Consider the following 26671-nt stretch of genomic DNA (forward strand, 5'->3'; position numbering starts at 1 on the left):
GACAGGCTCAGGGCTACGGTTTTTTGGCGCACCCGCGGCGCACCGCAAGATGAGGACCAAGTGACCTTTAACGCCGCCGCCCTGTTACTCCTGATCGCGGGCCTCGCGCTGATCGGCTGGATTGCCGGTCGGCAGCGGTCGAACCTGCTTGCGGGGCGTGCGGGGACCAAGTTGCATTCGCGGCCGCAATATCATGGCTGGTATGTCGCGCTGTGGCTGTTCGCGCCCGCGGCGCTGTTCCTGGCGGTGTGGTCGTCGGTGTCGCCGGGACTGATCACCAACGAGGTGCTGGCGAGCGAGGCGGCCGAGAGCCTGCCCGCCTTTGGTTTCGAGCGCGGGGCGATCCTGTCCGATGCGCGCAGCGTCGCGCAGGGCAAGCAGGACGCGGTGCGGCTGCCCGCCGCGGCGCCGCTGGTCCAGCCCTATGCCGATGCGGCGCACAAATATGCGTGGATCGGCATCGCGGCGATGCTGGCGCTGGCGCTGGCGGGCGGGCTTTATGCCTTTACCCGCATCAAGCCCGATTTCCGCGCGCGAACGCGGGTCGAACGGATCGTGATGGCGGTGCTGCTGCTCGCGTCGCTCGTCGCGATCCTGACGACGTTCGGGATCGTGCTGTCGCTGCTGTTCGAATCGATCCGCTTCTTCCGCCTTGTCTCGCCCGTCGAGCTGCTGTTCGGGACGACCTGGGCGCCGACGAGTGGCGCGCCGCAGCCCGACACCTTTGGCGGCATCCCGCTGTTCTGGGGAACGGTGCTGATCGGCGCGATCATCGCGATGATCGTCGCGATCCCGATCGGGATGATGACGGCGGTGTACCTGACCCAATATGCCGCGCCGGTCGTGCGCCGCTGGGTCAAGCCGATCCTGGAGATTTTGGCCGGGGTGCCGACCGTCGTTTACGGCTATTTCGCCGCGCTAACCGTTGCCCCTGCCTTGCGCGAATTTGCGGTGATGCTGGGCATTCCCAACGCCTCAACCGAAAGCGCGCTGGCGGCGGGGATCGTGATGGGGGTGATGATCATCCCGTTCGTCTCATCCATGGCCGACGACAGCATCAACGCGGTGCCGCAGGCGATGCGCGACGGGTCGCTGGCGCTGGGCGCGACCCCGAACGAGACGATCCGCCAGGTGCTGATCCCCGCCGCGCTGCCCGGCGTAATGGGCGGCATCTTGCTCGCGGTCAGCCGCGCGATCGGCGAGACGATGATTGTGGTGATGGCCGCCGGCCTGTCGGCGAACATGACCGCCAACCCCTTTGCCAGCGTCACCACGGTGACCGCGCAGATCGTCAAGCTGCTGACCGGCGACCAGGAATTCGACAGCGCCAAGACGCTCGCCGCCTTTGCGCTGGGGCTGGTGCTGTTCATCGTCACCCTGCTGCTCAACATCGCCGCGCTGCGGATCGTGAAAAAGTATCGCGAAGCTTATGAATAGGGAAACTGCCCCCACCGACTGGAAAGCCGCGGCGATGCAGAAGCGCATCGCGGGCCGCTACGCCGCCGAACGCCGGTTCCGGCTGATCGGGCTGGGCGCGGTGCTGCTGTCGGGCGCATTCCTGGCGTTCCTGCTGTTCGTGATGGTCGGCAACGGCGCGCGCGGCTTTACCTATACCAATGTCGCGGTGCCGATCGATTTCAAGGCGATGCCGCTGACCGTCGACAAGGCGCGGCTGGATGATGGCGACGCCGATCAGGTGATCGCGAATGCCGGGCTCGCCGACATCGTCGCCTTTGCCGCCGACGAGGCGCTGGGCGACGGTGGGTCTGAGCTGATTTCGGAGAACGCCTGGAAAGAGGTGCGCACCGCGATCAAGGACGACCCGGCGCTGCTGGACGGCGAGACGGTGTTCGAACTGCCCGCGGCGAGTGCGGTCGATATCATGGCGAAGGAAGGCGCGCGCGGCGAGCTCGGCGCCAAGGTCGATGCGCTGGAACGCGAGGGGAAGCTGTCGACGGGCATCCACTGGCCCTTCTTCCGCAACGCCGACGCCACCGATCCCGCGGTGGCGGGGATCTGGGGCGCGCTCAAGGGATCGGTGCTGACAATCTTCATCGCCTTCCTGATCGCCTTTCCGACCGGCGTGCTCGCGGCGCTGTATCTCGAAGAATATGCGCCAAAGAACCGCTGGACCGACCTGATCGAGGTGTCGATCAACAATCTGGCCGCGGTGCCGTCGATCATCTTTGGCCTGCTCGCGCTCGCGGTGTTCATCAACTGGTTCGGCCTCTGTCAGGCGAGCCCGCTCGTTGGCGGGCTGACGCTGGCGCTGATGACGATGCCGGTGATCGTGATCGCCAGCCGCAACGCGATCAAATCGGTGCCGCCGTCGATCCGCGATGCGGCGCTGGGCGTGGGCGCAAGCCCGGTGCAGGTGGTGTTCCACCATGTCCTGCCGCTCGCCCTCCCCGGCATTTTGACCGGCACGATCATCGGCATGGCGCGCGCGCTGGGCGAGACCGCGCCGCTGCTCCTCGTCGGGATGCGCGCCTTTATCGGCGACGTGCCGGGCGGCATCTGCTCGCCGTCGACGGTGCTGCCGATGCAGATCTTCCTCTGGTCGGACGAAGTCGACCGGGGCTTTGTCGAGAAAACCTCCGCCGCGATCATCGTGCTGCTTATCGTGCTGCTGTCGATGAACGCCTTTGCGATCTATCTTCGCAACAAATTCGAAAAACGCTGGTGACCTGAATGACCCAAGACGATCTCATCATCGCCGACCCCAAGATGCGGGCGCAGGGCGTCAACGTCTTTTATGGCGACAAGCAGGCAATCAACGACGTGTCGATCGACGTCGGCACCGACCTGGTTACCGCCTTCATCGGCCCGTCGGGCTGCGGCAAGTCGACCTTTTTGCGGTCGCTCAACCGGATGAACGATACCGTCGCGAGCGCGAAGGTGACGGGGCGGATCGAGCTCGACGGCGAAGACATCTACGCGCCGTCGATGGACGTCGTGCAGCTGCGCGCGCGCGTTGGCATGGTGTTCCAGAAGCCCAACCCCTTCCCCAAGTCGATCTATGACAATGTCGGTTACGGCCCGCGCATCCACGGGCTGGCGCCGTCGAAGGCCGATCTCGACGTGATCGTCGAGCGCGCGCTGGTCCGCGCCGGGCTGTGGGACGAGGTCAAGGACCGCCTGCTCGAAAGCGGCACAGCGCTGTCGGGCGGCCAGCAGCAGCGCCTGTGCATCGCGCGCGCCATCGCGGTCGACCCCGAAGTCATTTTGATGGACGAGCCCTGCTCGGCGCTCGACCCGATCGCGACCGCCAAGATCGAGGAGCTGATCCACGAACTGCGCGGCAAATATGCGATCGTGATCGTCACCCACAATATGCAGCAGGCGGCCCGCGTGTCGCAGCGCACCGCCTTTTTCCACCTCGGGACGCTGGTCGAATATGGCAAGACCACCGACATCTTCACCAACCCGAAGCAGGAACGCACCAAGGACTATATCACCGGCCGCTACGGCTGATCCGTAGCGCAACAGGACAAGATTGATGGCACTTACGAACGATCATACGGTCAAAGCCTTCGACGAAGACCTCAACCGCCTGCGCGGTTTGATCAGCGAGATGGGCGGCCGCGCCGAACAGGCGCTGCTCCAGGCGATGACCGCGCTGAAACAGGGCGACCTCGACCTCGCCGCGCAGGTGGTGCGCGATGACAAGAAGATCGACGCGCTGGAGGCCGAAGTCGAGCAGCTGGCGGTCCAGACGATTGCTCTCAGGGCACCGATGGCCGACGATTTGCGCGAAATGATCGCGGCGCTGAAGATCGTGTCGGTCGTCGAACGCATCGGCGACTATGCGAAGAATATCGCCAAGCGCGTCGCGCTGATGGATCAGACGCGCTCGATCGAGGCGATCCCGCTGCTGATGTCGATGTCGTCCAACGTCGCCGACCTGGTGCACGACGCGCTCGACAGCTTTGCGGCGCGCGATGCCGAACTGGCGGTGCGAGTGACGGTGCGCGACAAGAATGTCGACGATTTCTACAACAGCATCTTTCGCACGCTCGTCACCTTCATGATGGAAAATCCGAAATATATTTCGGAAAGCGCGCACCTGCTGTTCGTCGCCAAGAACCTCGAGCGGATGGGCGACCATGCGACCAACATCGCCGAGATGGTCTATTATGTCGTGACCGGCGAACATATGGAGGAGCGCGAGCGCGGCGAACAGCCCGAAGATGGCGCCGCGGAGCAGGAGCAAGGCTGATGCCGCAGCCCGACCTGCTGCTGATCGAGGATGACGAGGCGATTGCCGAGCTCATCGTCTGGCATTTCGCACGCGAGGGTTTTTCGGTCCGGCAAACACCCGACGGCGAACAGGCGCTGGTGCTGGTCGAGGAGCGTGTCCCCGACATCGTCCTGCTCGACTGGATGATCGAAAGCCTGCCCGGCATCGAGGTTTGCCGCCGCCTGCGCCGCAACCCCAAATCGGCAAATGTGCCGATCATCATGCTCACCGCGCGCGGCGAGGAAGAGGACCGCATCCGCGGCCTCGAAACCGGCGCCGACGATTATGTCACCAAACCGTTCAGCCCGCGCGAGCTGGTCGCCCGCGTGTCGGCGGTGCTCCGCCGCCTGCGCCCCGCGCTCGCGGGCGAATTGCTGACCTATGCCGACATCGAACTCGATTCGGTCGCGCACAAGGTGATCCGGAATGGTCAGACGGTGAATATGGGGCCGACCGAATTCCGCCTGCTCCGCCATTTCATGGAGCATCCGGGCCGCGTCTTTTCGCGCGGGCAATTGCTCGACAGCGTCTGGGGCCAGGACAGCGACATCGAACTGCGCACCGTCGACGTCCACATCCGGCGGCTGCGCAAAGCGATCAACCTGCCGGGTACCAGCGACATCATCCGCACGGTGCGTTCGGCAGGTTATGCGCTGGATGCGGGGAAGATCAGCTGATCCGGCCGAGCTTCACTGCGCCTTGGCGGGGAGCAGATATTTCAACCCGCGGGTGAACCCGCGCGGCGCAATGGTGAAATGATCTTCGTCGTTCAGCACCTCGACCTCCATGTGCAGCGAAGGATATTTGCGCGACCGTAGCGCCTGATCCATGTTGCGGGTGTCGGTCACCATATTGACGTCCTTGGCATAGCGCGGATCGCCCGGCCGCATCTCTTCATATTCGCCGATATACATATAGACGCGGGCCGGAAGGTCGTTGTGCGTCGCGGCATAGGCCTTTTCGCGCGCCGCCATATGGTGGCGATCGTACCAGAAGGACGGGCTGCCGAGGATATAGCCGCTAAACAGACGCGGCTCGCTGAACAATATTTCCGACCCCAACAGCGCGCCATAGGAGTGGCCGAGGAACAGGCGGCGGCTTTCATCGGTCCGGTAGCGTCCCGCCACAAAAGGCAGCACCTGATCGCGGACATAGGCGGTGTAGGCGACCGACTTGCCATGCACCGCGTCCCTCGGCGCCGTGCTGGGTCCGTTCGGCGTCGGGGTGTAATCGCGCCGCCGACTTTGCGCACCTCCCTCCCCCTTCGCATAGGACAGGCCGACAAGGATGAACTCGTCGAGCGTGGCGCGTTCGATATTCAGGCGCCGTGCGATCTGCCTGATTACGGGAAAGGCATAGTCGGCGTCGGTGACGTAAAGCACGGGGTAGCGCCGCTGGGGCTGCGTGCCATAGGATTGGGGCAGCGCGACAAACAGTTGATAGTCACGGCCTGAAACCGGGTCGGGGACGTCCCAGACCTCGGTATCCGACATTTCATAAGGCCGTCCCTCGCCGCGCTGGGCGGCGACCGAGGGCGCCGCGGAAGCCGCAGCTTGCCCATTGGCCACGTCGGAACAGCTTGCCAGAACCGTGCCCGCAAGGGCGACGCACAAAAGACCTCTGATCAATCTCAGGCTCCATCGGAATGGTCGGACGCGCGTTGACAGGGCAGACCAACGAACGCGCTTATCGTCATGCTCATAAGCTGCCGAAATCGCGGCGGAAGGAAATTTCTGTACCGGTTCGGGTGCGACGGAGGCGGAGAGCGGAAGCTGGCTGGAAGTGGCGATCGATCACGTCGTTTGCCCGACATCGACCGGGATCCGTTCACGCACCGTGGGAAGAATGGATGCCGGATCAAGTCCGAGATGACGAAGGTGTGGCAACGAGCGAAGTGGTACGTCGCCCCCGCGAAGGCGGGGGCCGCTGTCGGTTTACGCAGCGACGCAGGACCAGGCGGGTAGCGGCCCCCGCCTTCGCGGGGGCGACGGTCTATTGGAATGTCCCCTCCCCACCTCAAAGCCGCCTTTCCGATCAAAAATCGACCTGCGTCCTGAGACCGAACGTATCCGCCGTATAGCTGCGATCCCCCGTCGCCGTCGCGACCCGCGCATTGTCGATCCACAGCTTGCCGTAGTTGGCGGTGATGCGGATATATTCGATCGGCGCCCACACCAGCCCGATCAGCGCCGCCTGTTGCCGCCCGCCGACGATCGCGCCGTCATTGAGATCGAGATGGTCGTAGCGCGCGTTGATTTCGATTGCGCCGATGCCGCCCGCGGTGATCGGCTTCGACGGTTTCAACCGGTCGAATGCGCCGTCCTTGTAACCGCGCGCGTCGCCGGGGGTCAGCACCATGCCGACTTCGGCATAGCCGCCAAAGAAGGTCGGGTCGGCGGCGCCGCGGCGCTTCAGCGTCTGCCAAAAGGCCTCGCCCGCCGCGTGGAACGGCCCCGCAATCACCGCGCCCTCCAGCCCGAGCCCGCGCTCGCTGGCGACGTCGAGCAGGCCGGTGTCGGCTAGGCGGACGTCGGTGGTGTGGACGAACGGCCGCGCGCGATAGCGGACGGTCGCGGCGGGGTCGTTCGGGTCGCGCCAGTGGCCCGACGCGGCGAGATGCAGCTGGGTGCCGCCGAGTTTCGGCATGAACACCGCGCGCCCGTCGACGCCGAAGCTGTGGTTGCTGTCGGTGAGGTCAGCGGCATTGTCCCCGAACACCCCGCCCTGCAGCAGCAGCGCCTTGCCCTTATACTGCGCCGACAGGCCGACGCGGCGTTCGAAGCCGAACGCCTGCACGAACGCGGCGCGTTCCATGAAGCTGGTGAACAGGTCGCTCGTCATGTCGTCGAGCCCGTTGAACGGTTTGACCTGACCCGCGGTGACCGTCAGCGGCCCCTTGCCATAGCTAAGATAGACGTCGGTGAGTTCGACCTCACCATTCGCGATGTCGGCTTCGACGCGGTAGGCAAAACCGCCCGGGATCTTGCCGTCGACGCCCAGATAGACGCGGCGAAATTCGGTCGCGGTGCCGCCGCGCGCGCCGGTGACCCCGGCGGGGGTATCGACCCCGGCGAGGTCGAGCTGGACGCGCCCGCGCGGCTTGAAGCTCCAGCCGTCGGCGGTCTTGATTTCGGGAGCGCCCTTCCAGCTGATTTCCGTCGCAGGTTTTGCGGTGACCGAGGGCGGCACCGGCGTTGGCGCCGGAGCAGGCGCCGACTGCGCTGTGGCGGCATCGAGCCGCGTTTCGAGCGTCTGCACCTGCGCCTTCAGCGCCGCCAGCTCAGCGCGCAGCTGCGCCGCTTCCTCGGCGGTCATCGCCTGCGCGCGCGCGGCCGTCGGCAGGCAGAACATCGACGTCGCCAGGAGGGCAGCGGTCAGGGCGTGGCGCATGTGGGGTTGCTCCGTTGGACAAGGTGACAATCTGGTGGCGCTGTTATGACGAGTAAATGACAGACGCACGTCATTATCGTGACATTTTTGTTTCATCGGACGCTTTTCGCTCACCTCTTGCCAGCGACACGCGAACGGCTAAGGACGTGTCAGTTTTTTCGGGCAACCTTTTGCGGCGGCCCCATCCGGGAGACCATCATGACGATCAAATTTGACGGACGCGTTGCCATTGTTACCGGCGCAGGCGGCGGTCTGGGCCGCGCTTATGCGCTCGAACTCGCACGGCGCGGCGCCAAGGTCGTGGTCAACGATCTGGGCGGTGCGCGCGACGGCACCGGCCATTCGGACGCCGCGCTGCAGGTGGTCGAAGAAATCCGCGCCGCGGGCGGCACCGCGATGTCCAACGGCGGCAGCGTCACCGAATATGAGCAGATGGTCGAAATGGTCGCCAAGGCGAAGGAAGCATGGGGCGGCGTCCACGTCCTGATCAACAACGCCGGCATCCTGCGCGACAAGAGCTTCGCCAAGATGGAGCCCGCCGATTTCGACCTGGTGCTGAAGGTGCATGTGTCGGGCAGCGCCAATGTCACCAAGGCGTGCTGGGACCTGATGCGCGAACAGGCCTATGGCCGCATACTGATGACCGCATCGTCGACCGGGCTGTACGGCAATTTCGGCCAGGCCAATTATGGCGCGGCGAAACTGGGCCTCGCGGGGCTGACCAAGACGCTCCACCTCGAAGGCGCGAAATATAACATCCGCTGCAATACGATCGCGCCGGTCGCGGGCACGCGCATGACCGAAGACATCTTCCCCGCCGAACTGTTCGAGAAGTTCACGCCCGAGAATGTTGTGCCTGCCGCGCTCTACCTGGTCAGCGAGGACGCCCCGACCAACATGATCGTCGGCGCGGGTGCGGGCGCTTTCCACGCCGCCTATGTCACCATGACCCCCGGCGTCGCGCTCCCCGAATGCGAGCGGACCCCCGAAGGCGTCGCCGCGGCGTGGGAGAAGATCATCGACCGCAGCGGCGAGATCGTGCCGCAGTCGGGTAGCGAACAGTCGATGAATGTGATGAAGGCGTTGATGGCGCTGGGGTGAGCCTCGGTCGATCCTCCCTGTGGCCGAAGGCCATGGGGAGGTGGCAGCGCGAAGCGCTGACGGAGGGCGATGACGCTGGCATCGCGGCCCCTCCACCATTCGCTTCGCGAACGGTCCCCCTCCCCATGGCTTCGCCACAGGGAGGATAATCGGGGCGCCACACTGTGTTGACACAGCAACACGCTGCTGTCATAAAGCCAGCGGGGCAAGGGGATCGGTCTAACAAGGACGACCCCGATGTATAGTGAAAGCGACCTGCAAGCTGCGGTCGATGCGAAAGTTTTGACGCCGGAGGCCGCTGCGGCGTTCCGGTCGCATATCGCGTCGGCGCGTTCGGCCCCCGCGGCGGATGAAGAATCCTTCCGCCTGATCACCGGTTTCAACGATATTTTCGTCAGCATCGCGGCGGTGATCCTGCTCGTCGCGGTCGCGTGGATCGGCCAGTCGATCCACACCGCGCTCGGCGGCGCCTTTGCCGCGCTGTCGGCATGGGTCCTCGCCGAATATTTCACCCGCAAACGCCGCATGGCGCTGCCCAGCATCGTGCTGGTGCTCGCCTTCTCCGGCGGCGTGTTCGCGACCATGGTCGGCTTTCTGTTTGAACATGGCGAAGCGATTTTCGGCAACCATCTGGGCGACACCATGGGCGCGATCCTGTTCGGATCGATGGCGCTGGTGACCGCGGCGGCGACCTGGGCGCATTGGAAGCGCTTCATGGTGCCGATCACCGTGGCGGCCGGCACTGCCGCGCTGGCGGGGACCGCGGTGGCGCTGGTGCTGTCGATCACCGGCATGCCCGAACGCCCCGACGCGCTGGTAATGTCGCTGGTGCTGACCGCCGGGATCGGCGTGTTCGCGCTCGCCATGTGGTGGGACCGCAGCGACCGGGTGCGCCAGACGCGGCGCAGCGACGTCGCTTTCTGGCTCCACCTGCTCGCCGCGCCGATGATCGCGCATCCGATCTTCCACCTGCTCGGCGTGACCGAGGGCAATAATATCGGCAGCGGCGCCGCGGTGATGGTCGTGGCCATCTATGTGCTGTTCGGGCTGATCGCGCTGGCGATCGACCGCCGCGCCTTGCTGGTGTCCGCCCTCGCCTATGTGCTGTTCGCGCTGACCCAGCTGTTCCGCGAATTCGGCGCGGTCGAGCTTAACGTGGCGCTGACCGCTTTCGTCATCGGTTCGGCGCTGCTGCTGCTGTCGGCCTTCTGGCAAAATGCCCGGGCGGTCGTGGTCGGGATGCTGCCCGACAATCTGGCGAACCAGCTGCCGGCGACGACGCGGGTGGCGCAAGCCTAATATCATCGTCATCCCGGCGGAGGCCGGGATCTCGCCTTCGCGTTACGACGAGAGGTTGAGATCCCGGCCTTCGCCGGGATGACGGCGTGGGGGCGCCGTCAGTCCCCTACCAGCTTCATAAGCTTGCGTTCGACGGGGGCGAGCACATTTGCGAGCTCGTCCCCGCGCTTCAAGATCGCCCCGGCTTCGGAGACCAAGGCCCACATGCCCTGGCGGCTCCGCAAGGCGGGGCGTTTTTCGATGCGATATTCGGGGCGCTCGGCAGCGCGGCGAAAGGCCGAGAAGATCGCGGCGTCGCGGTGGAAATCCATCGCATAGTCGCGCCAATGCCCCGCCGCGACCATGCGCCCATAGAGGTCGAGGATGCGCATCAGTTCGGGGCGTTCAAAACCGGTCTGCTGCGGGATCGCCTTCGTTGCGAACGGCAGAGGCGTCACCGTTCCCATCAGGCGCTTTTCCGGCTCCCCTTGCGCCGCGGCGCCTCGTCATCGGTCACCGCATCGCGCTCGGCAATCAGCGCCGCGAGCTGTTTCTGCATCTGCTCAAGCTGGCATTGCAGCAGTTCGACCTTTTGCGTCGCGGGATCGAATGTCTCGTTGCAGGTGCCATAGGGCACAAATTCGCGCGCATATTCGCTGGCATCGACCAAGGTCGAGCGCGCCGGGATGCCGACCATCACCGCGCCTTCCGGCACATCCTTGGTGACGACCGCATTGGCGCCGATGCGCGCGCGCGGATTGACGGTGATCGGGCCCAGGATCTGCGCCCCCGATCCGACGATAACGTCATCGGCCAGCGTCGGGTGGCGCTTGCCCGCAATGCCATTGGCGGGATCGGTGCCGCCCAGCGTCACGCATTGATAGATGGTGACATTGTCGCCGATCTCGGCGGTTTCCCCGATCACGGTAAAGCCATGGTCGATGAACAGGTGGCGACCGATCTTGGCGCCCGGATGGATATCGATCGCGGTCATCCAGCGCGACAGGTGATTGACGAAGCGCGCGAGGAAAAACAGCCGCGCCTCGAACAGCCAGTGCGCGATGCGGTGCATGCCCACCGCGACGAGTCCCGGGTAGAGAAGAATTTCCCAACGCGACCGCGGCGCCGGATCGCGCGCCTTGATCGAATCGAGATAGGCGATCAGCCCGTTGAACATCCTTGTGTCCCCTGCGACCCTATTCTGTACCGGACAAGATAGATGTTCGTCCGGCGCATTTCCACCCCCGACGCATTTTTATCGTCAGCGACCGAAGAGGCCGAGCCGCAGCAGCAGCAATCCCTCGCGCCGCCAGCGCCGTTCGCCATCATGCGCGGCAATCGCGCCTGCCCAGCGGTCGAGCATCAGCAGCGCCTTGTTTCCGGTGAATAATACGCGCGGCGGCGGGGGCAGGTTACGCGCCGCAGCAAAAAAATGCTGCGCGTCGCTCGCGCCATCTTGCAGCGCCGCGCCCCAGACTAGTCCCCAGCGCGCGCCGCCGTCTGCGGGTACGCCTGACAGCGCAAACAGCGCGCCGCCGAACGCCCTCGCCGCCGCGTCGTGCGCTGCCGCGTCGTCGGCGACCAGCATTGCTTCCGCCGCGTCGACGAGCGTATCGAGCGCGCCGCGCCCGGCCCAGCTCGCCGCGAGTTCGGCGAGCAGCGGCTCGCCCTTTGGCAACGCAGCGGGGTCATCCGCCAGCATCGCCGCCATGTCGCGCCACCAGGCGAGCTTGATCTGCCCGATCAGCGGTTCGCGCGCATCGGCGAGCAATTTGGTCAGCCGCTCGGCGAACGCCCACAGCGCCGCAATCGCGGCGCGCCGTTCGCGCGGTACGGCGACCATGATGCGCGGGTCGCGGGCGTCGGGGTAAAGATGTTCGCTGTCAGCCATCATGCGGCGCAAGCGTTAGAGCAGGACGGCCAAATAAGAAACCGTTCGCCCTGAGCCTGTCGAAGGGCCGTTCTTTCTTCAAGCGGCGTCAAAGACAAGAACGGTGCTTCGACAAGCTCAGCACAAACGGAATTGGAGGCGGCGTCGACGCGATCAACCGCGATTGAGAACCGCCTTCACCGCCGCGATGACGCGCGGGGTGTCGACCAGCGCCGCCTTTTCCAGATTGGCGGCGTAGGGCAGCGGAACATCTTCGTTGCACACGCGCACGACCGGCGCGTCGAGATCGTCGAAGCCCTGTTCCATCGCGACCATCGCGAGCTCGCTGGCGATCGAGCAGATCGGCCAGCCTTCCTCGACGACCACCAGATGGTTGGTCTTTTTGAGGCTGGCGAGCACCGTCGCAGTGTCGAGCGGGCGCAGCGTGCGCAGGTCGATAACCTCGGCATCGATCCCCTCGCCTGCCAGGCTGTCGGCAGCTTCGAGCGCGAGCCCGACGCCGATCGAATAGCTGACGATGGTGACATCGCTGCCTTCGCGCATGATCCGCGCCTTGCCGATCGGCAGGACGTGATCGGGCAGATCGGGAACGTCGAAGCTGCGGCCGTAGAGCAGCTCGTTTTCGAGGAACACGACCGGATCCTCGCTGCGGATCGCCGCCTTCATCAACCCCTTGGCGTCGGCGGCGTCATAGGGCGAGATCACGATCAGCCCGGGGACGCTGGCGTACCAGGGCGCGAAATTCTGGCTGTGCTGCGCGCCGACTCGCGACGCCGCGCCGTTGGGACCGCGAAACACGATCGGACAGCGCATCTGGCCGCCCGACATATAGTTGGTCTTCGCCGCCGAGTTGATGATGTGGTCGATCGCCTGCATCGCGAAGTTGAAGGTCATGAATTCGATGACCGGCTTCAGCCCGCCCATCGCGGCACCCGCGCCCAGCCCGGCAAAGCCATATTCGGTGATCGGGGTGTCGATGACGCGGCGCGCGCCGAATTCGTCGAGCAGCCCCTGCGTGACCTTGTACGCGCCCTGATATTCGGCGACTTCCTCGCCCATCACGAACACGCGGTCGTCGGCGCGCATTTCCTCGGCCATCGCGTCGCGCAGCGCTTCGCGGACGGTGAGTTTGACCATTGCCGTACCGGCGGGAATGGCGGGGTCGGAGGCGCGTTCGGTGGCGGCGGGCTTTTCAACCCTTTCTTCCGTTTGCCCTGAGCTTGTCGAAGGGCCGGTCTTTTCTTCCGGCGGCGTCGAAGGCAAGGACGGGGCTTCGACAGGCTCAGTCCGAACGGGGGAAGATGATGCTTCTTCACCCTCGCCCGCGATCGTCGCGATCACGGTGCCGACCTTCACATTGTCGGTGCCCTCGGCGACCAGGATCTGGCCGATCGTGCCTTCGTCGATCGCTTCAAATTCCATCGTCGCCTTGTCGGTCTCGATCTCGGCGAGGATGTCGCCCGATTTGACGCTATCGCCTTCCTTGACGAGCCATTTGGCGAGCGTGCCTTCTTCCATCGTCGGCGACAGCGCCGGCATCTTCAATTCGATGGCCATCTCAATATTGCTCCACCAGCACGTCGGTATAAAGGTCATGAAGTTCGGGTTCGGGCGCGCTTTCGGCGAAGTCGGCCGATTCCGCCACAATCGCGCGGATTTCCTTGTCGATATCCTTGATCTTGTCCTCGCCGATCCCGGCGTCGGTCATCAGTTTCTTGAGATGTTCGATCGCATCCGATTTGTCGCGCACCGCCTGCACTTCCTCGCGGCTGCGATATTTGGCGGGGTCGGACATCGAATGGCCACGGTAGCGATAGGTTTTGAGCTCCATCAGCACCGGCCCCTTGCCCGCGCGCACCCATTCGAGCGCGGCTTCGGCGGCGCCGCGCACCGCGAGCACATCCATGCCGTCGACCTGCATGCCGGGGATGCGGAAGCTTTCGCCGCGGCGATAGAGCTGGTCCTCGGCCGACGAGCGGTTGACCGAAGTCCCCATCGCATATTGGTTGTTTTCGATCACGAAGATGATCGGCAGCTTCCACAGCTCGGCCATGTTGAAGCTTTCGTACACCTGCCCCTGGTTCGACGCGCCGTCGCCGAAATAGGACATCGCGACCCCACCATCGCCGCGATATTTATGCGCGAAAGCGAGGCCGGTGCCGAGCGACACCTGCGCCCCGACGATGCCGTGACCACCGTAAAATTTATGCTCGACGCTGAACATGTGCATCGAACCGCCCTTGCCGCGCGAAATGCCCGCGGCACGGCCCGTCAGTTCGGCCATGATGACCTTGGGATCGATGCCGTAGGCGAGCATATGGCCATGGTCGCGGTAGCCGGTGATCACGCTGTCCTTGTCGCCGTCGAGCGCCGACTGCAGGCCCACGGCAACGGCTTCCTGACCGATATAAAGGTGACAGAAACCGCCGATCAGCCCGAGCCCGTACAGCTGCCCCGCCTTTTCCTCGAAGCGCCGGATCAGCAGCATCTCGCGATAGAATTTCTCCAGTTCCGCCGGGGTGGCGTCATAGGGAACGGGATCGCGCGGTCCTTCGCGATTGGTCGCGGGCGACGGGGTCGAGGCAGTCTTTTTCGACGCGGCGGATGCGCGCGCGGGAGCTTTGGCCAAGGCGGGTTCCTTTGCAGTTAGCCGTTACGGCAAGGCTCCCTATAGGAGCGGCAAAGTGGGTTTGGCAACGCCCGGTTGGCGGCAAAGACGGTGCGATTACGAATGCAGCATTATCCCGTCATTGCGCGCGCAGCGAAGCAATGACGGGCGACGGCTTACTTCGCCGCAGGCTCCATCGGAATGATATATTCATCCTGATGATAGGCGCCCAGCTTTTCGCGCACATATTCCTCGGCCAGATCAGGATCGACGCTGCGCCGGTCGAGCAGATTGACCCGGTTCTGCAGCTCGCTTTCCTTCTTCGCAAGCTCGCTCAGCACGACGCGCTTCTTTTCGACCGACTGGCTGTAGTCGCCCCAGGCGTAAAGCCCGGTCGGGCCGAAAATGATGTAGCCGATCATCGCCAGCACCGCGATCACCGCGACCGCGGGACCGACGGCCCGGTTCATCGATTTGCGGAGTTTGTGGCGCTGCGTCATCGCCGTCCCTTGAATCAGAGTTGATTCATGGCGTCAAGGCGTCCGGTCACATATTATCGTCATCCCGGCGAAGGCCGGGATCTCGCCGTGGCGGTCTGACGCGAGGTCGAGATCCCGGCCTTCGCCGGGATGACGAATGAGGTGCAGTCTTGGCCTAGGCGAAAATCGACGCTCCCGGATAGCGCGCCATGTCGCCCAGTTCTTCCTCGATGCGGATCAGCTGGTTGTATTTCGCCAGCCGGTCCGAACGCGCGAGGCTGCCGGTCTTGATCTGGCCGCAGTTGGTCGCAACCGCGAGGTCGGCGATCGTCGAGTCTTCGGTCTCGCCCGAGCGGTGCGACATTACCGCGGTGTAGCGCGCGCGGTGCGCCATATCGACCGCGTCGAGCGTTTCCGACAGCGTGCCGATCTGATTGACCTTGACGAGCAGCGAGTTCGCGAGGCCGTCCTTGATGCCCTGCTCCAGCCGCGCGGGGTTGGTGACGAACAGGTCATCGCCGACGAGCTGGCACTTGTGGCCGATCAGGTCGGTGAGCGCCTTCCAGCCCACGAAATCATCTTCGCTCATCCCGTCTTCGATCGACTTGATCGGGTAGTCGTTCACCAGCGCGGCGAGATATTCGGCCATCTGCTCGGGGCTGAGCGACAGCCCCTCGCCGCTGATCTCATACTTGCCGTTCTTGAAGAATTCGGTCGCGGCGCAGTCGAGTGCGAGCACGACATCGCTGCCGAGCTTGAAGCCCGCCTGGTCGACCGACGCGGCGATGAAGTCGAGCGCGGCGCGCGTCGAGGCAAGGTTCGGCGCAAAGCCGCCCTCGTCGCCGACCGCGGTCGCCAGACCCTTTGCCGACAGGCCTTTCTTCAGCGTGTGGAAAATCTCAGCTCCCCAGCGCACCGCTTCGGCGATGCTGCCGGCGCCGACGGGCATGATCATGAATTCCTGCACGTCGATCGGATTGTCGGCATGTTCGCCGCCGTTGATGATGTTCATCATCGGCACGGGCAGCGTGCGCGCCGAGACGCCGCCGACATAGCGATAGAGCGGCAGCCCGCGCGCGTCGGCCGCAGCCTTGGCGGCGGCGAGGCTGACGCCGAGGATGGCGTTCGCGCCAAGGCGGCTCTTGTTCGCAGTCCCGTCGAGGTCGATCATCGCCTGGTCGAGTTCGCGCTGATCCTCGGCATCGAGGCCGATCAGGGCGTCGGCGATGTCGCCGTTCACAGCCGCGACCGCCTTGGTCACGCCCTTGCCGAGGTAGCGCGCCTTGTCGCCGTCGCGCAATTCGACGGCTTCGTGCGCACCCGTCGAGGCGCCCGAGGGGACCGCGGCGCGGCCAAAGCTGCCATCCTCCAGCAACACATCGACTTCGACGGTGGGGTTGCCGCGGCTGTCGAGGATTTCGCGGCCGTGAATGTCGATGATGGCGGTCATGGATATTGTCCTGCTGAAAGCCCTGGCGGCAGGGCGGTAGGGGAAGGCGCCCGCCTGTTATCGGCGCGGCGCGGAAATCGCAACAATGCATAGGAATTTTGCGCGCCTATGGAACCATTCGGCGCGCCTTGCTATATATCCAGACAGGACCAAAGGGATGTTCGCCGTTGCGGCGCCCGACATAAGAAGAAGAGGACAACGCCATGGCCAAAGCCGCTACTCCCGCGACCAAGAAAGTTGCCGCTCCGCGTCCCAAAGCGCCTGCCAAGGCCGCCGCGACCAAGGCTGCGCCCGCGCGCAAGCCCGCTGCCGCGAAGGCCGCAAAAGACCACCCGATCCGCGACCAGATCGCCGCGACCCGCGACACCATCAAGACCGAAGCATCGAAAAAGGCCGCTTCGCTGAAGGACGAAGCGAACGCCCTGAAGAAGCAGGCGTCGGTGAAGGCGCGCGACGCCGCGACGAAGGGCAAGGACAAGGCCGCCGAAGCCGTTGGCAGCCTCGCCAAGCTGCTCGAAGACAGCGCCGGAACGGTCGACAGCAAGTTCGGCAAGCAATATGGTGATTACGCCCGTTCGGCGGCGTCGACCGTCGCTGGCCTCGCCACTTCGCTCGACAAGAAGGATCTCGACGAGCTCGCCGCTTCGACCCGCGACATGGTGAAAAAGAACCCGGCGATCGCGGTTGGCGCCGCCACCGTCATCGGCTTCGTGCTGGCCCGGATGCTCAAGGGCGGCTCGAACGATTGATCGGCCGTTGCCATCCCCTGACCCGCACACCCCACCGACGCCCGACGCGCCCAGCTTTGACGGCATAAGCCACGGCTACGCGCCCAATGGCGCGCCCGTGGCACCGCCTCCGGTGCCGCTCGAACAGATTGTCGGCGACGTCGTCGACAATCTGTCGGCGACGGCAAAAGCCGAACTGGCGCTGATCGAGGCGCGGAGCGAGCTGGCGCTTTACGGCGCCAGCCGCGCGGCGATCTGGGGCGGTGTGGCCGCAACCGCGGCGGGCGTGGCGCTGCTGGCGCTGGCGTTCGGCGCGATATTGGTGTTGGCGCCGCGCGTCGGCCCGCTGCTGGCAACGCTGATCGTGGTCAGCGTGCTGCTGATCATCGCGGGCGGCGCGGCGTGGCGCGCGCACATCGGCTATGGCGACATCCGCACCGCGCTGCGGCGCGATCTGACCGGCGAAGGATTTGACGATGCCGCGGACGCGTAACCGCCTGATCGCCGCCGCGCGCCGCTCGATGCTACAACGCGCCGAACTCTATCGCCGGCTCGACGTCGCCAAGGCGGCGTTCAAGCCGGGCGCCTTGGTCGATCGCGGCAAATATCGGGTGAATGCGAAGATCGACGACGCCGCGCACGCGGTGCGGCAGGAGTTTCGCAACAACCGTCTGCCCATCGCGCTCGCTGCGGTGGCAGGCGTGGCGTGGCTGCTGCGCGAACCGATCAAGGAACATGCGCCGCGGCTGACGCAAAAGATTCAGGATATGGCGAATGCGGTCGCCGATCGACTGCGCCCCGCCGAAGAAACCCCCGCCGATCAGGCCAGCGCCGACGACGGCGACCATGACGCACCAGTGGAGAATGACGATGAAGCCGTTCAGTGAAACCGCCAGCGATGCCCGCGCGAAAGCGAGTGAACTTGCGGAGAAAACCGCCGAAAATGCGCGGCTGACCGCCGAAGCGGCCAAGGCGCGGATCCAGGACGGCTATGGCCGCGCGCGCGCCGCGACCGGCGATTTCGCCGCCAAGGCGAGCGAGCAGGCAGGCGTCGCGCGCGAGGCCGCGGGCGAAGCCTATGAACGCGGCAAGGCGCAGGCCAAGCGCGCGAACAGCAAGCTCAAAGATGTCGCCGAAAAGCAGCCGCTGGCACTGGTCGCGGGCGCGGTGGCGATCGGCGCGCTGCTCGGGTCGTTGCTCCCCAAGTCCGGTTCGGCGGATCGCAAGGACGATTGACCGGCTTGCCGTAGCGGCGCCGCGCTGTTAGGGGCCGCGCCTTCTCCCCTTCCCCAGCGCCAGCCCGCAAGGAAAGCAGCCATGAGCAAATTGCACCTCGTGTTCGGTGGACGCGTCAGCGATCCGCAGGGCACCGACTTTGTCGACCTCCACAACCTCGACGTCGTGGGCCTGTTCCCCGACTACAAGACCGCCGAAAAGGCGTGGCGCGCCGCGGCGCAGCGCACCGTCGACGATGCCGAAATGAAATATGTGGTGGTGCATCTGCACAAGCTGTTGCAGCCGGACAGCGAGTAATTTCGTCGCCCCCGCGAAGGCGGGGGCCGCAGTCGGCCTTGCGCTACATCTCTAGCGGCCCCCGCCTTCGCGGGGGCGACGGATAGTCCTTTACCGGAAATTATCCGCATAAGCCTGAATTTTCAACGTCCGCACCGGCGGCGCAACAACCTCCGCGTCGATGCCATTGCGGTCCGCATAGGCGACCGCCTCGTCCCGGCTCGCAAAGGTCAGTCGGATCTGGCGCTGCGTATCGCCGCTACCCGCCCAGCCCATCAGCGGATCGGGCTTGCGCGCTTCGGCGGGCGCAAATTCCAGCATCCAGCGCTCGGTCCCGGCACGCCCCGACTGCATCGCATTTTTGGGTTTCTGGAAGATGCGCGCTTTCATCGGAACAGTCCTGCGTTGGTTGGTTTCGGTCGCCTTAGCGGCTTGTCGGCTTGCCGAAAAGGGCCAACCTTACGCGCCGTCGCGCCGCGCCTGCGCCGCCTTGGTCAGCAGCGTCGGACGCGCGCCCGCCGGATCGTCGGGCCAGCTGTGCTTGGGATAGCGACCGCGCATCTCGCGCGCCACGTCGTGCCAGCTGCCGCCCCAGAAACTGACCAGGTCGCGCGTCGTCTGGATCGGACGGTGCGCGGGTGAGGTCAGCGCGAGGACGAGCGGCACCGGCGGATCGCCGACCATCGGATGCCGCGCGAGCCCAAACAGTTCCTGCACGCGCACATTGACCGTCGGCCCGCCGTCGGCGCCATAATCGATCGGATGGCGGCTGCCGACCGGGGTAACATAGTCGGCGGGCGCATGTTTTTCGAGCAACTGCCGCGCCGACCAGTCGAGCAGTCCCATCAACGCATCGGTCAGCTTGCGGTCGCCAATGTCGCGCAGCCCGCGGCAGTCGGCGAGCAGCGGCGGCAACCAGAGGTCGAGGCTGTCGGCAAGCGCGCCGGTCGACAGCGTATCGATGCCCGCAAAGGAGGCGCGCTGGCGCAGCGCCTGCGCCGCCGGTCCCCAGCCGATCAACCCGAGTCCCTTGTCGCGCACCGCCGCCAGTCGCAGCGCGATGTCCTGCTCGGCATTGTCGCCGCCCCCCGCCTGCCCGCTGGTCAGCGCGATCGCGCCGAGCCGCCGTTCGCGGCGATGGTCGACGCGGTCGCTGGCGGCGTCATAGCTGCTGGCGGCATGCGCGACGATCCGGTCCGCAAAGATCGCCTCAACCTCGGCCTGGTCGATCGGCGCCGCGGCGAGGATGCGGACGCCGGCGGCGTGGCCCTGCGCGTCGGCGATCGCCAGCCATTCGCTGCCCGCCAGCGCTTCGACCGGGTCGATGCGATAGGCGCGGCCGCCGACGCTGAGATATTCGCCGCGCTGTCCGGCGCGCTGACGCGCCACCCGGTCGGGCCAGGCGGTCGCGATCCAGCCGCCGATCGAGCGGGGCGCCAGTTCGTCCGTGCCCGCCGCCAGTTTTTCGCCGATCGTAGCCAGCCGCCGCGCCAACCGCACCGCACCCTCGCTGCGGTCGCCGCGCTGGCCGCGCCAGCGCGCCAGCCGCGCCTCGACATCGACGCCGCGCCCGCCGAGTCCCGGTTCGGTGAGCAGCACCGCCAGCTGCCCCGCCAACGCGCCCTCCCCTGCGCGCGCGGCGTCGAGCAACATATGCGCGAGCGGCACCGGCAGCGGGATCGCCGCCAGCGCCTTGCCATGCGCGGTGATGCGGCCGTCCTCGCCCAGCGCCCCGATCAACTGCAGCCGCGTCTTCGCTTCGGCGATGGCGGCGGGCGACGGCGGGTCGAGCCAGCCGAGTTGGCGCGGATCGATGATCCCCCAACTGGCACAGTCGAGCACCACCGGCATCAGGTCATTCTCGTGGATTTCGGGCGGATCGAACGGCGGCATGCCCGTCGTCGCAGCGGCTTCCCACAGCCGATACGCCACCCCCGGTCCCTGCCGCGCCGCGCGCCCGGCGCGCTGCGTCGCCGACGCCTGGCTGGCGCGCTCGGTGACCAGCCGCGCGATGCCCGCCGCCTTGTCGAACCGCGGGCGGCGCGACAGCCCGGCGTCGATGACGATCCGCACCCCGTCGATCGTCAGGCTGGTTTCGGCGATACTGGTCGCGAGGATCAGTTTGCGCCCGCCATCGGGGTCGCGGACGAGCGCTTTCCGCTGAAGCGCCGGATCGATCTGGCCGTGCAGCCGGTGAACGACGAGCGGCAGACCCGCGGCCTCGACCGCCACCGCGGCGCGTTCGATGTCGGCGGCGCCGGGCAGGAAGGCGAGTATATCGCCCTCAGGTTCGTCCGCCATCGCCTGCCGTACCGCGGCCAGCACGCTCGCCTCCAGCCGATCCTCGGCGCGGCGACCGATGTGGCGGAGCTCGAGCGGGAAGATCTTGCCTTCGCTTTTCACCACCGGCGCATTGCCAAGCAGCGCGCCGAACCGCGCGCCGTCGAGCGTCGCCGACATGGCGACCAGCCGCAAATCGTCACGCAGCCCCTGCTGCGCATCGATCGCCAGCGCGAGCGCGAAATCGCCGTCGAGGCTGCGTTCGTGGACCTCGTCGAACAGCACCGCCGACACGTCCGCCAGTTCGGGATCGGCAAGAATGCGATTGCGAAACAGCCCCGGGGTCATCACCAGCAGCCGTGTCGCCGCCGACTGTTTGCTGTCGAGGCGCGTGGCATAGCCCACCTTGCCGCCAACCGCTTCGCCCATCTCCTCGGCGATCCGTTCGGCGGCGGCGCGCGCGGCTAGGCGGCGCGGCGAGAGCAGCCAGACCGCGCCCTTGCACCAGGGTTGATCGAGCAGCGCGGGGGCAACGCGCGTCGTCTTGCCCGCCCCCGGCGGCGCAACGACGACGGCATTGGGTTTCAGGATCAGCGCCGCGAGAATATCGGGCAACACCTGATCGATCGGCAGCAGCTGCATCAGGTCCGCGCCGCCGGGTTGCCGAGTTCGATATTGAGGCGGTGAGCCTCGGCGGCGAGCGTCGCGACCTGGTCCGCGGTGACCCCGGTCGCTTCGGTCAGCGCCAGATTGCCGAGCTCATATTTGCCGCTCGCCTTGATCCGCGGCTCGACATCGCGCAGCCGCTTGCCGCGCCAGAAGCCGAGCAGGACGCGGTGTTCCTCAGCGCGGATCAGGATGCACGGGCCGTTCGCCATGAACACCAGGTTCGTCCATTTGATCGTTTCGGAAAAGGGCGCGGCGGAGAGGATCGCGTCGCGCATCATTTCGGAGCGTTCGCGCTGCCAGCCCGAGAGGGCGGCGATATAGGCATCGGGGGTTTCCGCTGCTGGGCCCATCATCGGCATCGTCCGTTCCCCCGCAAAGCCCCTCCCCTTCAGGGGAGGGGTTGGGGTGGGGGCCGTCGGCCTTGCGCAAGGCCGCTGGACCCCACCCGCTGCGACTAAGCCAGCAAGCTGGCAAGTCTCGCTGCCCTCCCCTGAAGGGGAGGGATTACCAAGAATCTAATAAGCCCGCGCAACCGCAAAGGCGACCGCCTCGGTCAGCGCCGCCTTGGCGTGGCTGGCACGGAAGCCGCCGATCGCGTCGACCGCGCGCTGGCCATAGTGGCGCGCGCGCGCCAGCGTATCGTCGATCGTGCCATGCTGGCGCAGCAGGCGGGTGGCGTGGGCAAGATCCTCATCCGACGTCCGGTGACCGGTGATCGCCTGTTTCCAGAATTCGCGTTCTTCGGCGTTACCGCGCGCATAAGCGAGGATGACGGGCAATGTGACCTTGCCGTCGCGAAAATCGTCGCCGACGCCCTTGCCCATCGTTTCGGCGTCCGAAACATAGTCGATCGCGTCGTCAACGAGCTGGAACGCGATGCCGAGGTTGCGGCCATAGGCGTCGAGCGCCGCCTCGGTCGCTTCGTCGCGTTCGGCGACGACCGCGGCGATCTTGCACGCCGCGGCGAACAGTTCGGCGGTCTTGGCGTTGATGATCGCGAGATATTGATCTTCGCTGGTTTCGATGCGGCGCTGCGCGGAGAGCTGGTTGACCTCGCCCTCGGCGATCACCGCCGAGGCGCGGCTCAAAATCTTGAGCACCTTCAGCGATCCGTCCTCGACCATCACCTCGAACGCGCGGCTGAACAGGAAATCGCCGACCAGCACCGACGCGCTGTTGCCCCAGATGATGTTTGCGGTTTTGCGGCCGCGGCGAAGGTCCGATTTGTCGACGACGTCGTCGTGGAGCAAGGTCGCGGTGTGGATGAACTCGACCGCCGCCGCCAGCTTGCAATGGCGCCGCCCGGGATAATCGAGCAGCTTGCCGCAGGCGAGCGTCAGCATCGGCCGCATCCTTTTGCCGCCGCCCGCGATCAGATGCCCCGCGAGTTCGGGGATCAGCGGCACTTCGGACTGCATGCGGTCGAGAATGACCGAATTCACCTCGTTCATATCGGCGGCGACAAGCGCCATCATCGGATCGAGCGAGGGGGGCCGGTCGCCGTGGAGCTGGTGGATTTCGGCAGTCATGATGCGGCGAGCCTTGGCGGCGCGGCCACGATTTTGCAACGACTTTCGGCTTGCCAGCGCCCCCTCGCCGGTGCCAAGCGGGCCGGGCACGAGAGGAGCCGCGCATGACCGACCAACTGAGCCGTTACCGCCAGAGCATCGACAATATCGACGCGGCGCTGGTCTATATGCTGGCCGAACGGTTCAAGGTCACCAAGGCGGTTGGCGAGCTGAAGGCGCGCGAAGGCATGCCGCCCGCCGATCCGGGCCGCGAGGAACGGCAGATCGAAAGGCTGCGCAGCCTGGCGCGCGACGCCGACCTCGACCCCGATTTCACCGAAAAATTCCTGCGCTTCATCATCGAAGAAGTGATCCGCCATCACCAGCAGGCCAAGCGCGAGCAGGACGTCTGACGGTGGATCATCCGATCTTCACGAAATGGCCCGCGCAATATCCCGACCGGCTCCAGCTTTTCTCGGCCCCGACGCCGAACGGGGTCAAGGTCGGCATCATGCTCGAAGAAACCGGCCTTCCTTACGAGCCGCACCGCATCGACATCATGGCGAACGAAAGCCATGACCCGGCCTTTCTAGCGCTCAACCCAAACGGCAAGATTCCGGCGATCTACGACCCCGAGGGCCCCGGCGGCAACCCGCTGGCGCTGTGGGAATCGGGGGCGATCCTGATCTATCTGGCCGAAAAATGCGGACAATTGCTGCCCGCCGATCCCGGGGCGCGATACGAAACGATCCAATGGGTGATGTGGCAGATGGGCGGGGTCGGCCCGATGTTCGGCCAGCTCGGCTTTTTCCACAAATTCGCCGGGCGCGAATATGAGGACAAGCGTCCGCGCGACCGTTATGCGGCCGAATCGACGCGATTGCTCGGCGTCCTCGATGCGCGGCTGGCCGATCGGTCGTGGGTGATGGGTGACGATTACAGCATCGCCGACATCTCGCTGCTCGGCTGGGTCCGGAACCTGATCGGCTTTTACGAGGCCGCCGAGATCGTCGGTTTCGACCGTTTCGCGCAGGTTCAGCGCTGGCTGGATGCGGGCCTTGCGCGGCCGGCGGTGCAGCGCGGCTTGGTTGTGACTGCGACTTGAGCTTTTCGAAGCACGGCCGGGGACGGGTTCTACCCGCCCCCGGCGCGTTCGCTTACATCCCGTCCAGCCCCTTGCTGACGAGAACATTCACCGCGACGCGGCGATTCATCGCCTTGCCTTCGGGGGTGCTGTTGTCCGCCGCGGGATCGGCTTCGGACATGCCGGTCGGGGTCAGCATGCGATAGGGCTTCCAGCCGCACGCCTGTTGCAGGTGATTGACGACGCGGCCCGCGCGCTTTTCGCTCAGCGCCTGGTTCAATTCCTCGCTGCCGGTGGAATCGGTGTAACCGACGACGAGCAGCAGTGCATTGTCCATCGCTTCGGCCTGGGTGGCGGTCGAACAGAGGTCGGCCTTGGCCTGCGGCGACAGGATCGCCTTGCCGGTGTCGAAATTCACGTTGATCGTGCTTTTGACATTATATTGATCGATGTCGCCGACGCGGCTGCGCAGCGCTTCGGTTGCGGCGGTCTGCTCGGCAAAGCGCTGGTCGGTGCCGGTACGGATCATCGACGCGGTGCGCAGATCCTTGCTCTTGAGGTCAACCTCGCTCGCAACCAGGCCGCCATCCCATTGCAGGGTATCAACGGTGACCGGCAGGCCGTTGAGCAGCGAGTCCGCGGCCAGCTTGTTGCTGCTGAGCCCCAGGAAGCCGCCCTTGGCCTTGATCTTGGTATAGTCGGCGATCGCGATCGTCGTGTCATTGCCATCGGCGGTGCGGATCCGCATCCGGCCATCGCTGCGCGCCGAGATGATGCCTTCAACCTGCGGCCCCTTGGTCATCTGGTCGGGGGTCGGCAGGGTGCCATAGACGGTCGCCATGACGTCGCCGTCGGCAGGTGCCTCTTGCGATTGCGCGGCAAGGCCGACCGGCGTCGCAGCGGCCAGCGCGGTGAGGAACAACAAAGTCTTTGGTCTTTTGGAAACGGTAAGCATGACCCTACTCCTTCAGTGAGCCGCCCCCGCGAATTCCCGTCGCCCCTTCTTGCAACTCGGTTCGCCCGGCAAGACGGGACGTTCGTTTGCGCAGACAATATGGGCGGATTGTGCGGTGAACCGATGGAAAGCGCCCCGCATCGCGGGAATTTTGGGGGCGTTTAGCCCGCCGGCAGCCGCAGCCGCACCAGCAGCCCGCCCAGATCGTCGCTCTCTTCGAGCGCAATGCTGCCGCCATAGATTTCGGCGACGTCGCGCACGATCGCGAGGCCGAGCCCGGTACCGGGCTTGCCGCTGTCGAGGCGGACGCCGCGATCGAAAATGCGCGTGCGGTCGGCGGGCGAGATGCCCGGGCCGTCGTCCTCGACCAGTATCTCCGCCATCGCCCCGTCGCGCTGGATGGTGACGAACACGCTGCCGCCCCCATATTTCGCGGCATTTTCGAGCAGATTGCCGACCAGTTCATCAAGGTCCTGGCGTTCGACGCGCGCCACCAGCTGCTTGTCGCCCGCCGCGTCGAGCCGGACCTTGGGATAGAGCAGCGCCACCGCGCGCGTCACGCTGTCGACGCTTTCGCGGACATTGGCGCGCGCCTGCGCCGCACCCCGACGCCCGACCGCGCGCGCGCGCGCCAGATGATGTTCGACCTGTCGCTGCATCGTCGCGGCCTCGCGCCGCACCGTGTCGGCGAGCGGCGAGGTCTGGCTGGTCGCGCTGTTGAGCAGCACGGTGAGCGGGGTCTTGAGCGCGTGCGCCAGATTGCCTGCGTGCAGCCGCGCCTCCTCGGCCTGTTTCTCGTTATGCGCGAGCAGCGCATTGAGTTCGTCGACCATCGGCTGCACTTCCAGCGGCAGCGGCGCATCGACACGGCGATTCTGCCCGCCGCGCATCGCGGCGATCGCGCGCCGGATATGCCGCAGCGGCCAGAGGCCGTAAAAGGTCTGAAGCGCGGCAAGGATGATGAGCCCGAGCCCGAGCAGCGCCAGGCTGGGGATCAGCGTCTGCCGCACCGCGCCGACCTGGGCGTCCAGCGCCTCGCGCGACTGCGCGATCTGGTAGCGCCAGCTGACCTTGCTGCCCGGCAGGATGACATTGCGTTCGAGCACGCGCAGCTCCTCGTCAGGGAACTGGGTGCTGTCATAGGTGTGGATCTGGTCGTCGATATGCGGCGTCGGCGCCTTCAGCGACCGTTCCCACAAGGACCGCGAGCGATAGGGTTCCTGATTGCCGCCGCTGATCTGCCAGTAAAGGCCGCTGTACGGTTCCAGGAATCGCTGGTCGCCGAGCGGCTCGACCAGCCGCACCTCGCCATCGGGGCCGATTTCGGACGAGCGGATCATCGCGATCAGCACATATTCGAGGCTGGAATCGAAATTGCGTGTGATCGCGCCGGTGAGCACGCGATCGAGCGCGAAACCACCGCCGATCAGCAGCACCGAAATCCACAGCGCCGCGATCGCGATCATGCGCCGCGCCAGCGATCCGGTGATGCGGCTGG

Annotated in this window: 29 protein-coding genes; 14 read left to right on the forward strand and 15 right to left on the reverse strand. The window is 65.8% G+C overall.

All coding sequences use genetic code 11. The features are described from left to right. The first annotated feature begins 60 nt into the window (after window positions 1-60). The 5 genes from pstC to phoB are packed head-to-tail and all read left to right on the forward strand — an operon-like array spanning window position 61 to window position 4917. Window positions 61-1437 carry a phosphate ABC transporter permease subunit PstC gene (pstC, locus tag G9408_RS05510; protein ID WP_168453023.1) on the forward strand — a complete coding sequence of 459 codons (1377 nt, stop codon included), beginning with the start codon at window positions 61-63 and terminating at the stop codon, window positions 1435-1437. Beyond that, a complete protein-coding gene (gene pstA, locus G9408_RS05515; RefSeq protein WP_168453024.1) occupies window positions 1430-2686 on the forward strand; it encodes a phosphate ABC transporter permease PstA in 1257 nt (418 codons plus the stop codon). The genes pstC and pstA overlap by 8 nt, the downstream gene beginning before the upstream one ends. 5 nt (window positions 2687-2691) lie before the next feature. Next, window positions 2692-3474: a phosphate ABC transporter ATP-binding protein PstB gene (gene pstB / locus G9408_RS05520; protein ID WP_120216011.1), complete on the forward strand. Its 783-nt coding sequence runs from the start codon at window positions 2692-2694 to the stop codon at window positions 3472-3474. A 25-nt stretch (window positions 3475-3499) separates the two neighbouring features. Continuing rightward, complete coding sequence (phoU, locus tag G9408_RS05525) at window positions 3500-4219, forward strand: phosphate signaling complex protein PhoU (protein ID WP_120216010.1); 720 nt, start codon at window positions 3500-3502, stop codon at window positions 4217-4219. Beyond that, on the forward strand, window positions 4219-4917 hold the full coding sequence (phoB, locus tag G9408_RS05530; protein WP_120216009.1) for a phosphate regulon transcriptional regulator PhoB: 699 nt from the start codon (window positions 4219-4221) through the stop codon (window positions 4915-4917). Before phoU ends, phoB begins: the two co-directional genes overlap by 1 nt. Window positions 4918-4929: 12 nt before the next feature. Here phoB and G9408_RS05535 read toward each other — a convergent pair whose 3' ends face one another. Further along, window positions 4930-5733, reverse strand: coding sequence for an alpha/beta hydrolase (locus G9408_RS05535; protein ID WP_168453025.1), 804 nt, complete (start codon window positions 5731-5733; stop codon window positions 4930-4932). 541 nt (window positions 5734-6274) lie between these two features. Then, a complete protein-coding gene (locus G9408_RS05540; RefSeq protein ID WP_168453026.1) occupies window positions 6275-7630 on the reverse strand; it encodes an OprO/OprP family phosphate-selective porin in 1356 nt (451 codons plus the stop codon). A 198-nt stretch (window positions 7631-7828) separates the two neighbouring features. Between G9408_RS05540 and G9408_RS05545 the strand changes: the two genes are divergently transcribed. Together G9408_RS05545 and G9408_RS05550 are read left to right on the forward strand one after the other, a co-directional pair. Then, window positions 7829-8731, forward strand: a complete 903-nt coding sequence (locus tag G9408_RS05545; protein WP_168453027.1) for an SDR family oxidoreductase — start codon at window positions 7829-7831, stop codon at window positions 8729-8731. 237 nt (window positions 8732-8968) lie between these two features. After that, entirely contained in the window at window positions 8969-10030 is a 1062-nt protein-coding gene (locus G9408_RS05550; protein ID WP_168453028.1) for a hypothetical protein, read from the forward strand. A 98-nt stretch (window positions 10031-10128) separates the two neighbouring features. Here the strand turns inward: G9408_RS05550 and G9408_RS05555 are convergent, their stop codons facing one another. From G9408_RS05555 to eno, 7 genes are all read right to left on the reverse strand, one after another. Further along, window positions 10129-10476 (reverse strand): DUF2794 domain-containing protein, encoded by a 348-nt coding sequence (locus G9408_RS05555; protein WP_168453029.1) that lies wholly within the window; start codon window positions 10474-10476, stop codon window positions 10129-10131. Continuing rightward, complete coding sequence (gene epsC / locus G9408_RS05560) at window positions 10476-11186, reverse strand: serine O-acetyltransferase EpsC (protein ID WP_168453030.1); 711 nt, start codon at window positions 11184-11186, stop codon at window positions 10476-10478. The genes G9408_RS05555 and epsC overlap by 1 nt, the downstream gene beginning before the upstream one ends. An 84-nt stretch (window positions 11187-11270) precedes the next feature. Next, a complete protein-coding gene (locus G9408_RS05565; RefSeq protein ID WP_168453031.1) occupies window positions 11271-11903 on the reverse strand; it encodes a hypothetical protein in 633 nt (210 codons plus the stop codon). 150 nt (window positions 11904-12053) lie between these two features. Beyond that, on the reverse strand, window positions 12054-13457 hold the full coding sequence (locus G9408_RS05570; RefSeq protein WP_168453032.1) for a pyruvate dehydrogenase complex E1 component subunit beta: 1404 nt from the start codon (window positions 13455-13457) through the stop codon (window positions 12054-12056). 1 nt (window position 13458) lies between these two features. Beyond that, on the reverse strand, window positions 13459-14529 hold the full coding sequence (pdhA, locus tag G9408_RS05575; protein ID WP_168453033.1) for a pyruvate dehydrogenase (acetyl-transferring) E1 component subunit alpha: 1071 nt from the start codon (window positions 14527-14529) through the stop codon (window positions 13459-13461). A 155-nt stretch (window positions 14530-14684) separates the two neighbouring features. Beyond that, window positions 14685-15008: an FtsB family cell division protein gene (locus G9408_RS05580; protein WP_120215999.1), complete on the reverse strand. Its 324-nt coding sequence runs from the start codon at window positions 15006-15008 to the stop codon at window positions 14685-14687. 154 nt (window positions 15009-15162) lie between these two features. After that, window positions 15163-16437 carry a phosphopyruvate hydratase gene (eno, locus tag G9408_RS05585; protein ID WP_168453034.1) on the reverse strand — a complete coding sequence of 425 codons (1275 nt, stop codon included), beginning with the start codon at window positions 16435-16437 and terminating at the stop codon, window positions 15163-15165. Window positions 16438-16640: 203 nt separating this feature from the next. Between eno and G9408_RS05590 the strand changes: the two genes are divergently transcribed. The 5 genes from G9408_RS05590 to G9408_RS05610 all read left to right on the forward strand — a co-directional run bounded on the left by G9408_RS05590 (window position 16641) and on the right by G9408_RS05610 (window position 18698). After that, window positions 16641-17186, forward strand: coding sequence for a hypothetical protein (locus G9408_RS05590; protein ID WP_137869936.1), 546 nt, complete (start codon window positions 16641-16643; stop codon window positions 17184-17186). Between the two features lie 97 nt (window positions 17187-17283). Next, entirely contained in the window at window positions 17284-17658 is a 375-nt protein-coding gene (locus G9408_RS05595; protein ID WP_328804390.1) for a phage holin family protein, read from the forward strand. Next, the gene (locus tag G9408_RS05600; protein WP_168453036.1) at window positions 17642-18052 is read left to right on the forward strand and encodes a DUF3618 domain-containing protein; all 411 of its coding nucleotides are present in this window, start codon (window positions 17642-17644) and stop codon (window positions 18050-18052) included. The genes G9408_RS05595 and G9408_RS05600 overlap by 17 nt, the downstream gene beginning before the upstream one ends. Then, entirely contained in the window at window positions 18036-18401 is a 366-nt protein-coding gene (locus tag G9408_RS05605) for a hypothetical protein (RefSeq protein ID WP_120215995.1), read from the forward strand. The genes G9408_RS05600 and G9408_RS05605 overlap by 17 nt, the downstream gene beginning before the upstream one ends. An 81-nt stretch (window positions 18402-18482) precedes the next feature. Beyond that, complete coding sequence (locus G9408_RS05610) at window positions 18483-18698, forward strand: DUF4170 domain-containing protein (RefSeq protein WP_120215994.1); 216 nt, start codon at window positions 18483-18485, stop codon at window positions 18696-18698. A 90-nt stretch (window positions 18699-18788) separates the two neighbouring features. Here the strand turns inward: G9408_RS05610 and G9408_RS05615 are convergent, their stop codons facing one another. The 4 genes from G9408_RS05615 to G9408_RS05630 form a co-directional block, all read right to left on the reverse strand. Further along, window positions 18789-19067: an ETC complex I subunit gene (locus G9408_RS05615; protein WP_168453037.1), complete on the reverse strand. Its 279-nt coding sequence runs from the start codon at window positions 19065-19067 to the stop codon at window positions 18789-18791. Between the two features lie 69 nt (window positions 19068-19136). After that, a complete protein-coding gene (hrpB, locus tag G9408_RS05620) occupies window positions 19137-21599 on the reverse strand; it encodes an ATP-dependent helicase HrpB (RefSeq protein ID WP_168453038.1) in 2463 nt (820 codons plus the stop codon). Further along, window positions 21599-21979 (reverse strand): DUF1801 domain-containing protein, encoded by a 381-nt coding sequence (locus G9408_RS05625; RefSeq protein ID WP_235957477.1) that lies wholly within the window; start codon window positions 21977-21979, stop codon window positions 21599-21601. The genes hrpB and G9408_RS05625 overlap by 1 nt, the downstream gene beginning before the upstream one ends. Window positions 21980-22141: 162 nt before the next feature. Then, on the reverse strand, window positions 22142-23155 hold the full coding sequence (locus tag G9408_RS05630; protein ID WP_168453039.1) for a polyprenyl synthetase family protein: 1014 nt from the start codon (window positions 23153-23155) through the stop codon (window positions 22142-22144). A 104-nt stretch (window positions 23156-23259) separates the two neighbouring features. Between G9408_RS05630 and G9408_RS05635 the strand changes: the two genes are divergently transcribed. Both G9408_RS05635 and G9408_RS05640 read left to right on the forward strand, forming a co-directional pair. Beyond that, complete coding sequence (locus tag G9408_RS05635; protein WP_120215991.1) at window positions 23260-23547, forward strand: chorismate mutase; 288 nt, start codon at window positions 23260-23262, stop codon at window positions 23545-23547. Further along, a complete protein-coding gene (locus G9408_RS05640) occupies window positions 23544-24239 on the forward strand; it encodes a glutathione S-transferase N-terminal domain-containing protein (RefSeq protein ID WP_168453465.1) in 696 nt (231 codons plus the stop codon). Before G9408_RS05635 ends, G9408_RS05640 begins: the two co-directional genes overlap by 4 nt. Window positions 24240-24291: 52 nt before the next feature. On the opposite strand, the gene G9408_RS05645 is transcribed toward G9408_RS05640, so the two are convergent. Further along, on the reverse strand, window positions 24292-25173 hold the full coding sequence (locus G9408_RS05645; protein WP_168453040.1) for an OmpA family protein: 882 nt from the start codon (window positions 25171-25173) through the stop codon (window positions 24292-24294). A gap of 161 nt (window positions 25174-25334) precedes the next feature. Continuing rightward, entirely contained in the window at window positions 25335-26639 is a 1305-nt protein-coding gene (locus G9408_RS05650; RefSeq protein WP_168453466.1) for a sensor histidine kinase, read from the reverse strand. Window positions 26640-26671: the final 32 nt, after the last annotated feature.

This window comes from Sphingopyxis microcysteis (genome assembly GCF_012274265.1).
Classification (GTDB): Bacteria; Pseudomonadota; Alphaproteobacteria; order Sphingomonadales; family Sphingomonadaceae; genus Sphingopyxis; species Sphingopyxis microcysteis.

What these genes read in the sequence shown, in the direction of transcription:
- G9408_RS05540 (WP_168453026.1), bottom strand. Translation starts at nt 7,630, where the DNA reads ATGCGCCACGCCCTGACCGCTGCCCTCCTGGCGACGTCGATGTTCTGC.
- G9408_RS05550 (WP_168453028.1), top strand. Translation starts at nt 8,969, where the DNA reads ATGTATAGTGAAAGCGACCTGCAAGCTGCGGTCGATGCGAAAGTTTTG.
- G9408_RS05615 (WP_168453037.1), bottom strand. Translation starts at nt 19,067, where the DNA reads ATGAAAGCGCGCATCTTCCAGAAACCCAAAAATGCGATGCAGTCGGGG.
- G9408_RS05570 (WP_168453032.1), bottom strand. Translation starts at nt 13,457, where the DNA reads ATGGCCATCGAATTGAAGATGCCGGCGCTGTCGCCGACGATGGAAGAA.
- G9408_RS05555 (WP_168453029.1), bottom strand. Translation starts at nt 10,476, where the DNA reads ATGGGAACGGTGACGCCTCTGCCGTTCGCAACGAAGGCGATCCCGCAG.
- G9408_RS05650 (WP_168453466.1), bottom strand. Translation starts at nt 26,639, where the DNA reads ATGATCGCGATCGCGGCGCTGTGGATTTCGGTGCTGCTGATCGGCGGT.
- G9408_RS05600 (WP_168453036.1), top strand. Translation starts at nt 17,642, where the DNA reads ATGCCGCGGACGCGTAACCGCCTGATCGCCGCCGCGCGCCGCTCGATG.
- phoB (WP_120216009.1), top strand. Translation starts at nt 4,219, where the DNA reads ATGCCGCAGCCCGACCTGCTGCTGATCGAGGATGACGAGGCGATTGCC.
- G9408_RS05545 (WP_168453027.1), top strand. Translation starts at nt 7,829, where the DNA reads ATGACGATCAAATTTGACGGACGCGTTGCCATTGTTACCGGCGCAGGC.
- G9408_RS05590 (WP_137869936.1), top strand. Translation starts at nt 16,641, where the DNA reads ATGGCCAAAGCCGCTACTCCCGCGACCAAGAAAGTTGCCGCTCCGCGT.
- G9408_RS05580 (WP_120215999.1), bottom strand. Translation starts at nt 15,008, where the DNA reads ATGACGCAGCGCCACAAACTCCGCAAATCGATGAACCGGGCCGTCGGT.
- G9408_RS05535 (WP_168453025.1), bottom strand. Translation starts at nt 5,733, where the DNA reads ATGTCGGATACCGAGGTCTGGGACGTCCCCGACCCGGTTTCAGGCCGT.
- G9408_RS05635 (WP_120215991.1), top strand. Translation starts at nt 23,260, where the DNA reads ATGACCGACCAACTGAGCCGTTACCGCCAGAGCATCGACAATATCGAC.
- G9408_RS05565 (WP_168453031.1), bottom strand. Translation starts at nt 11,903, where the DNA reads ATGATGGCTGACAGCGAACATCTTTACCCCGACGCCCGCGACCCGCGC.
- phoU (WP_120216010.1), top strand. Translation starts at nt 3,500, where the DNA reads ATGGCACTTACGAACGATCATACGGTCAAAGCCTTCGACGAAGACCTC.
- pstA (WP_168453024.1), top strand. Translation starts at nt 1,430, where the DNA reads ATGAATAGGGAAACTGCCCCCACCGACTGGAAAGCCGCGGCGATGCAG.
- G9408_RS05625 (WP_235957477.1), bottom strand. Translation starts at nt 21,979, where the DNA reads ATGATGGGCCCAGCAGCGGAAACCCCCGATGCCTATATCGCCGCCCTC.
- G9408_RS05605 (WP_120215995.1), top strand. Translation starts at nt 18,036, where the DNA reads ATGAAGCCGTTCAGTGAAACCGCCAGCGATGCCCGCGCGAAAGCGAGT.
- G9408_RS05610 (WP_120215994.1), top strand. Translation starts at nt 18,483, where the DNA reads ATGAGCAAATTGCACCTCGTGTTCGGTGGACGCGTCAGCGATCCGCAG.
- eno (WP_168453034.1), bottom strand. Translation starts at nt 16,437, where the DNA reads ATGACCGCCATCATCGACATTCACGGCCGCGAAATCCTCGACAGCCGC.
- epsC (WP_168453030.1), bottom strand. Translation starts at nt 11,186, where the DNA reads ATGTTCAACGGGCTGATCGCCTATCTCGATTCGATCAAGGCGCGCGAT.
- G9408_RS05630 (WP_168453039.1), bottom strand. Translation starts at nt 23,155, where the DNA reads ATGACTGCCGAAATCCACCAGCTCCACGGCGACCGGCCCCCCTCGCTC.
- hrpB (WP_168453038.1), bottom strand. Translation starts at nt 21,599, where the DNA reads ATGCAGCTGCTGCCGATCGATCAGGTGTTGCCCGATATTCTCGCGGCG.
- G9408_RS05645 (WP_168453040.1), bottom strand. Translation starts at nt 25,173, where the DNA reads ATGCTTACCGTTTCCAAAAGACCAAAGACTTTGTTGTTCCTCACCGCG.
- pstB (WP_120216011.1), top strand. Translation starts at nt 2,692, where the DNA reads ATGACCCAAGACGATCTCATCATCGCCGACCCCAAGATGCGGGCGCAG.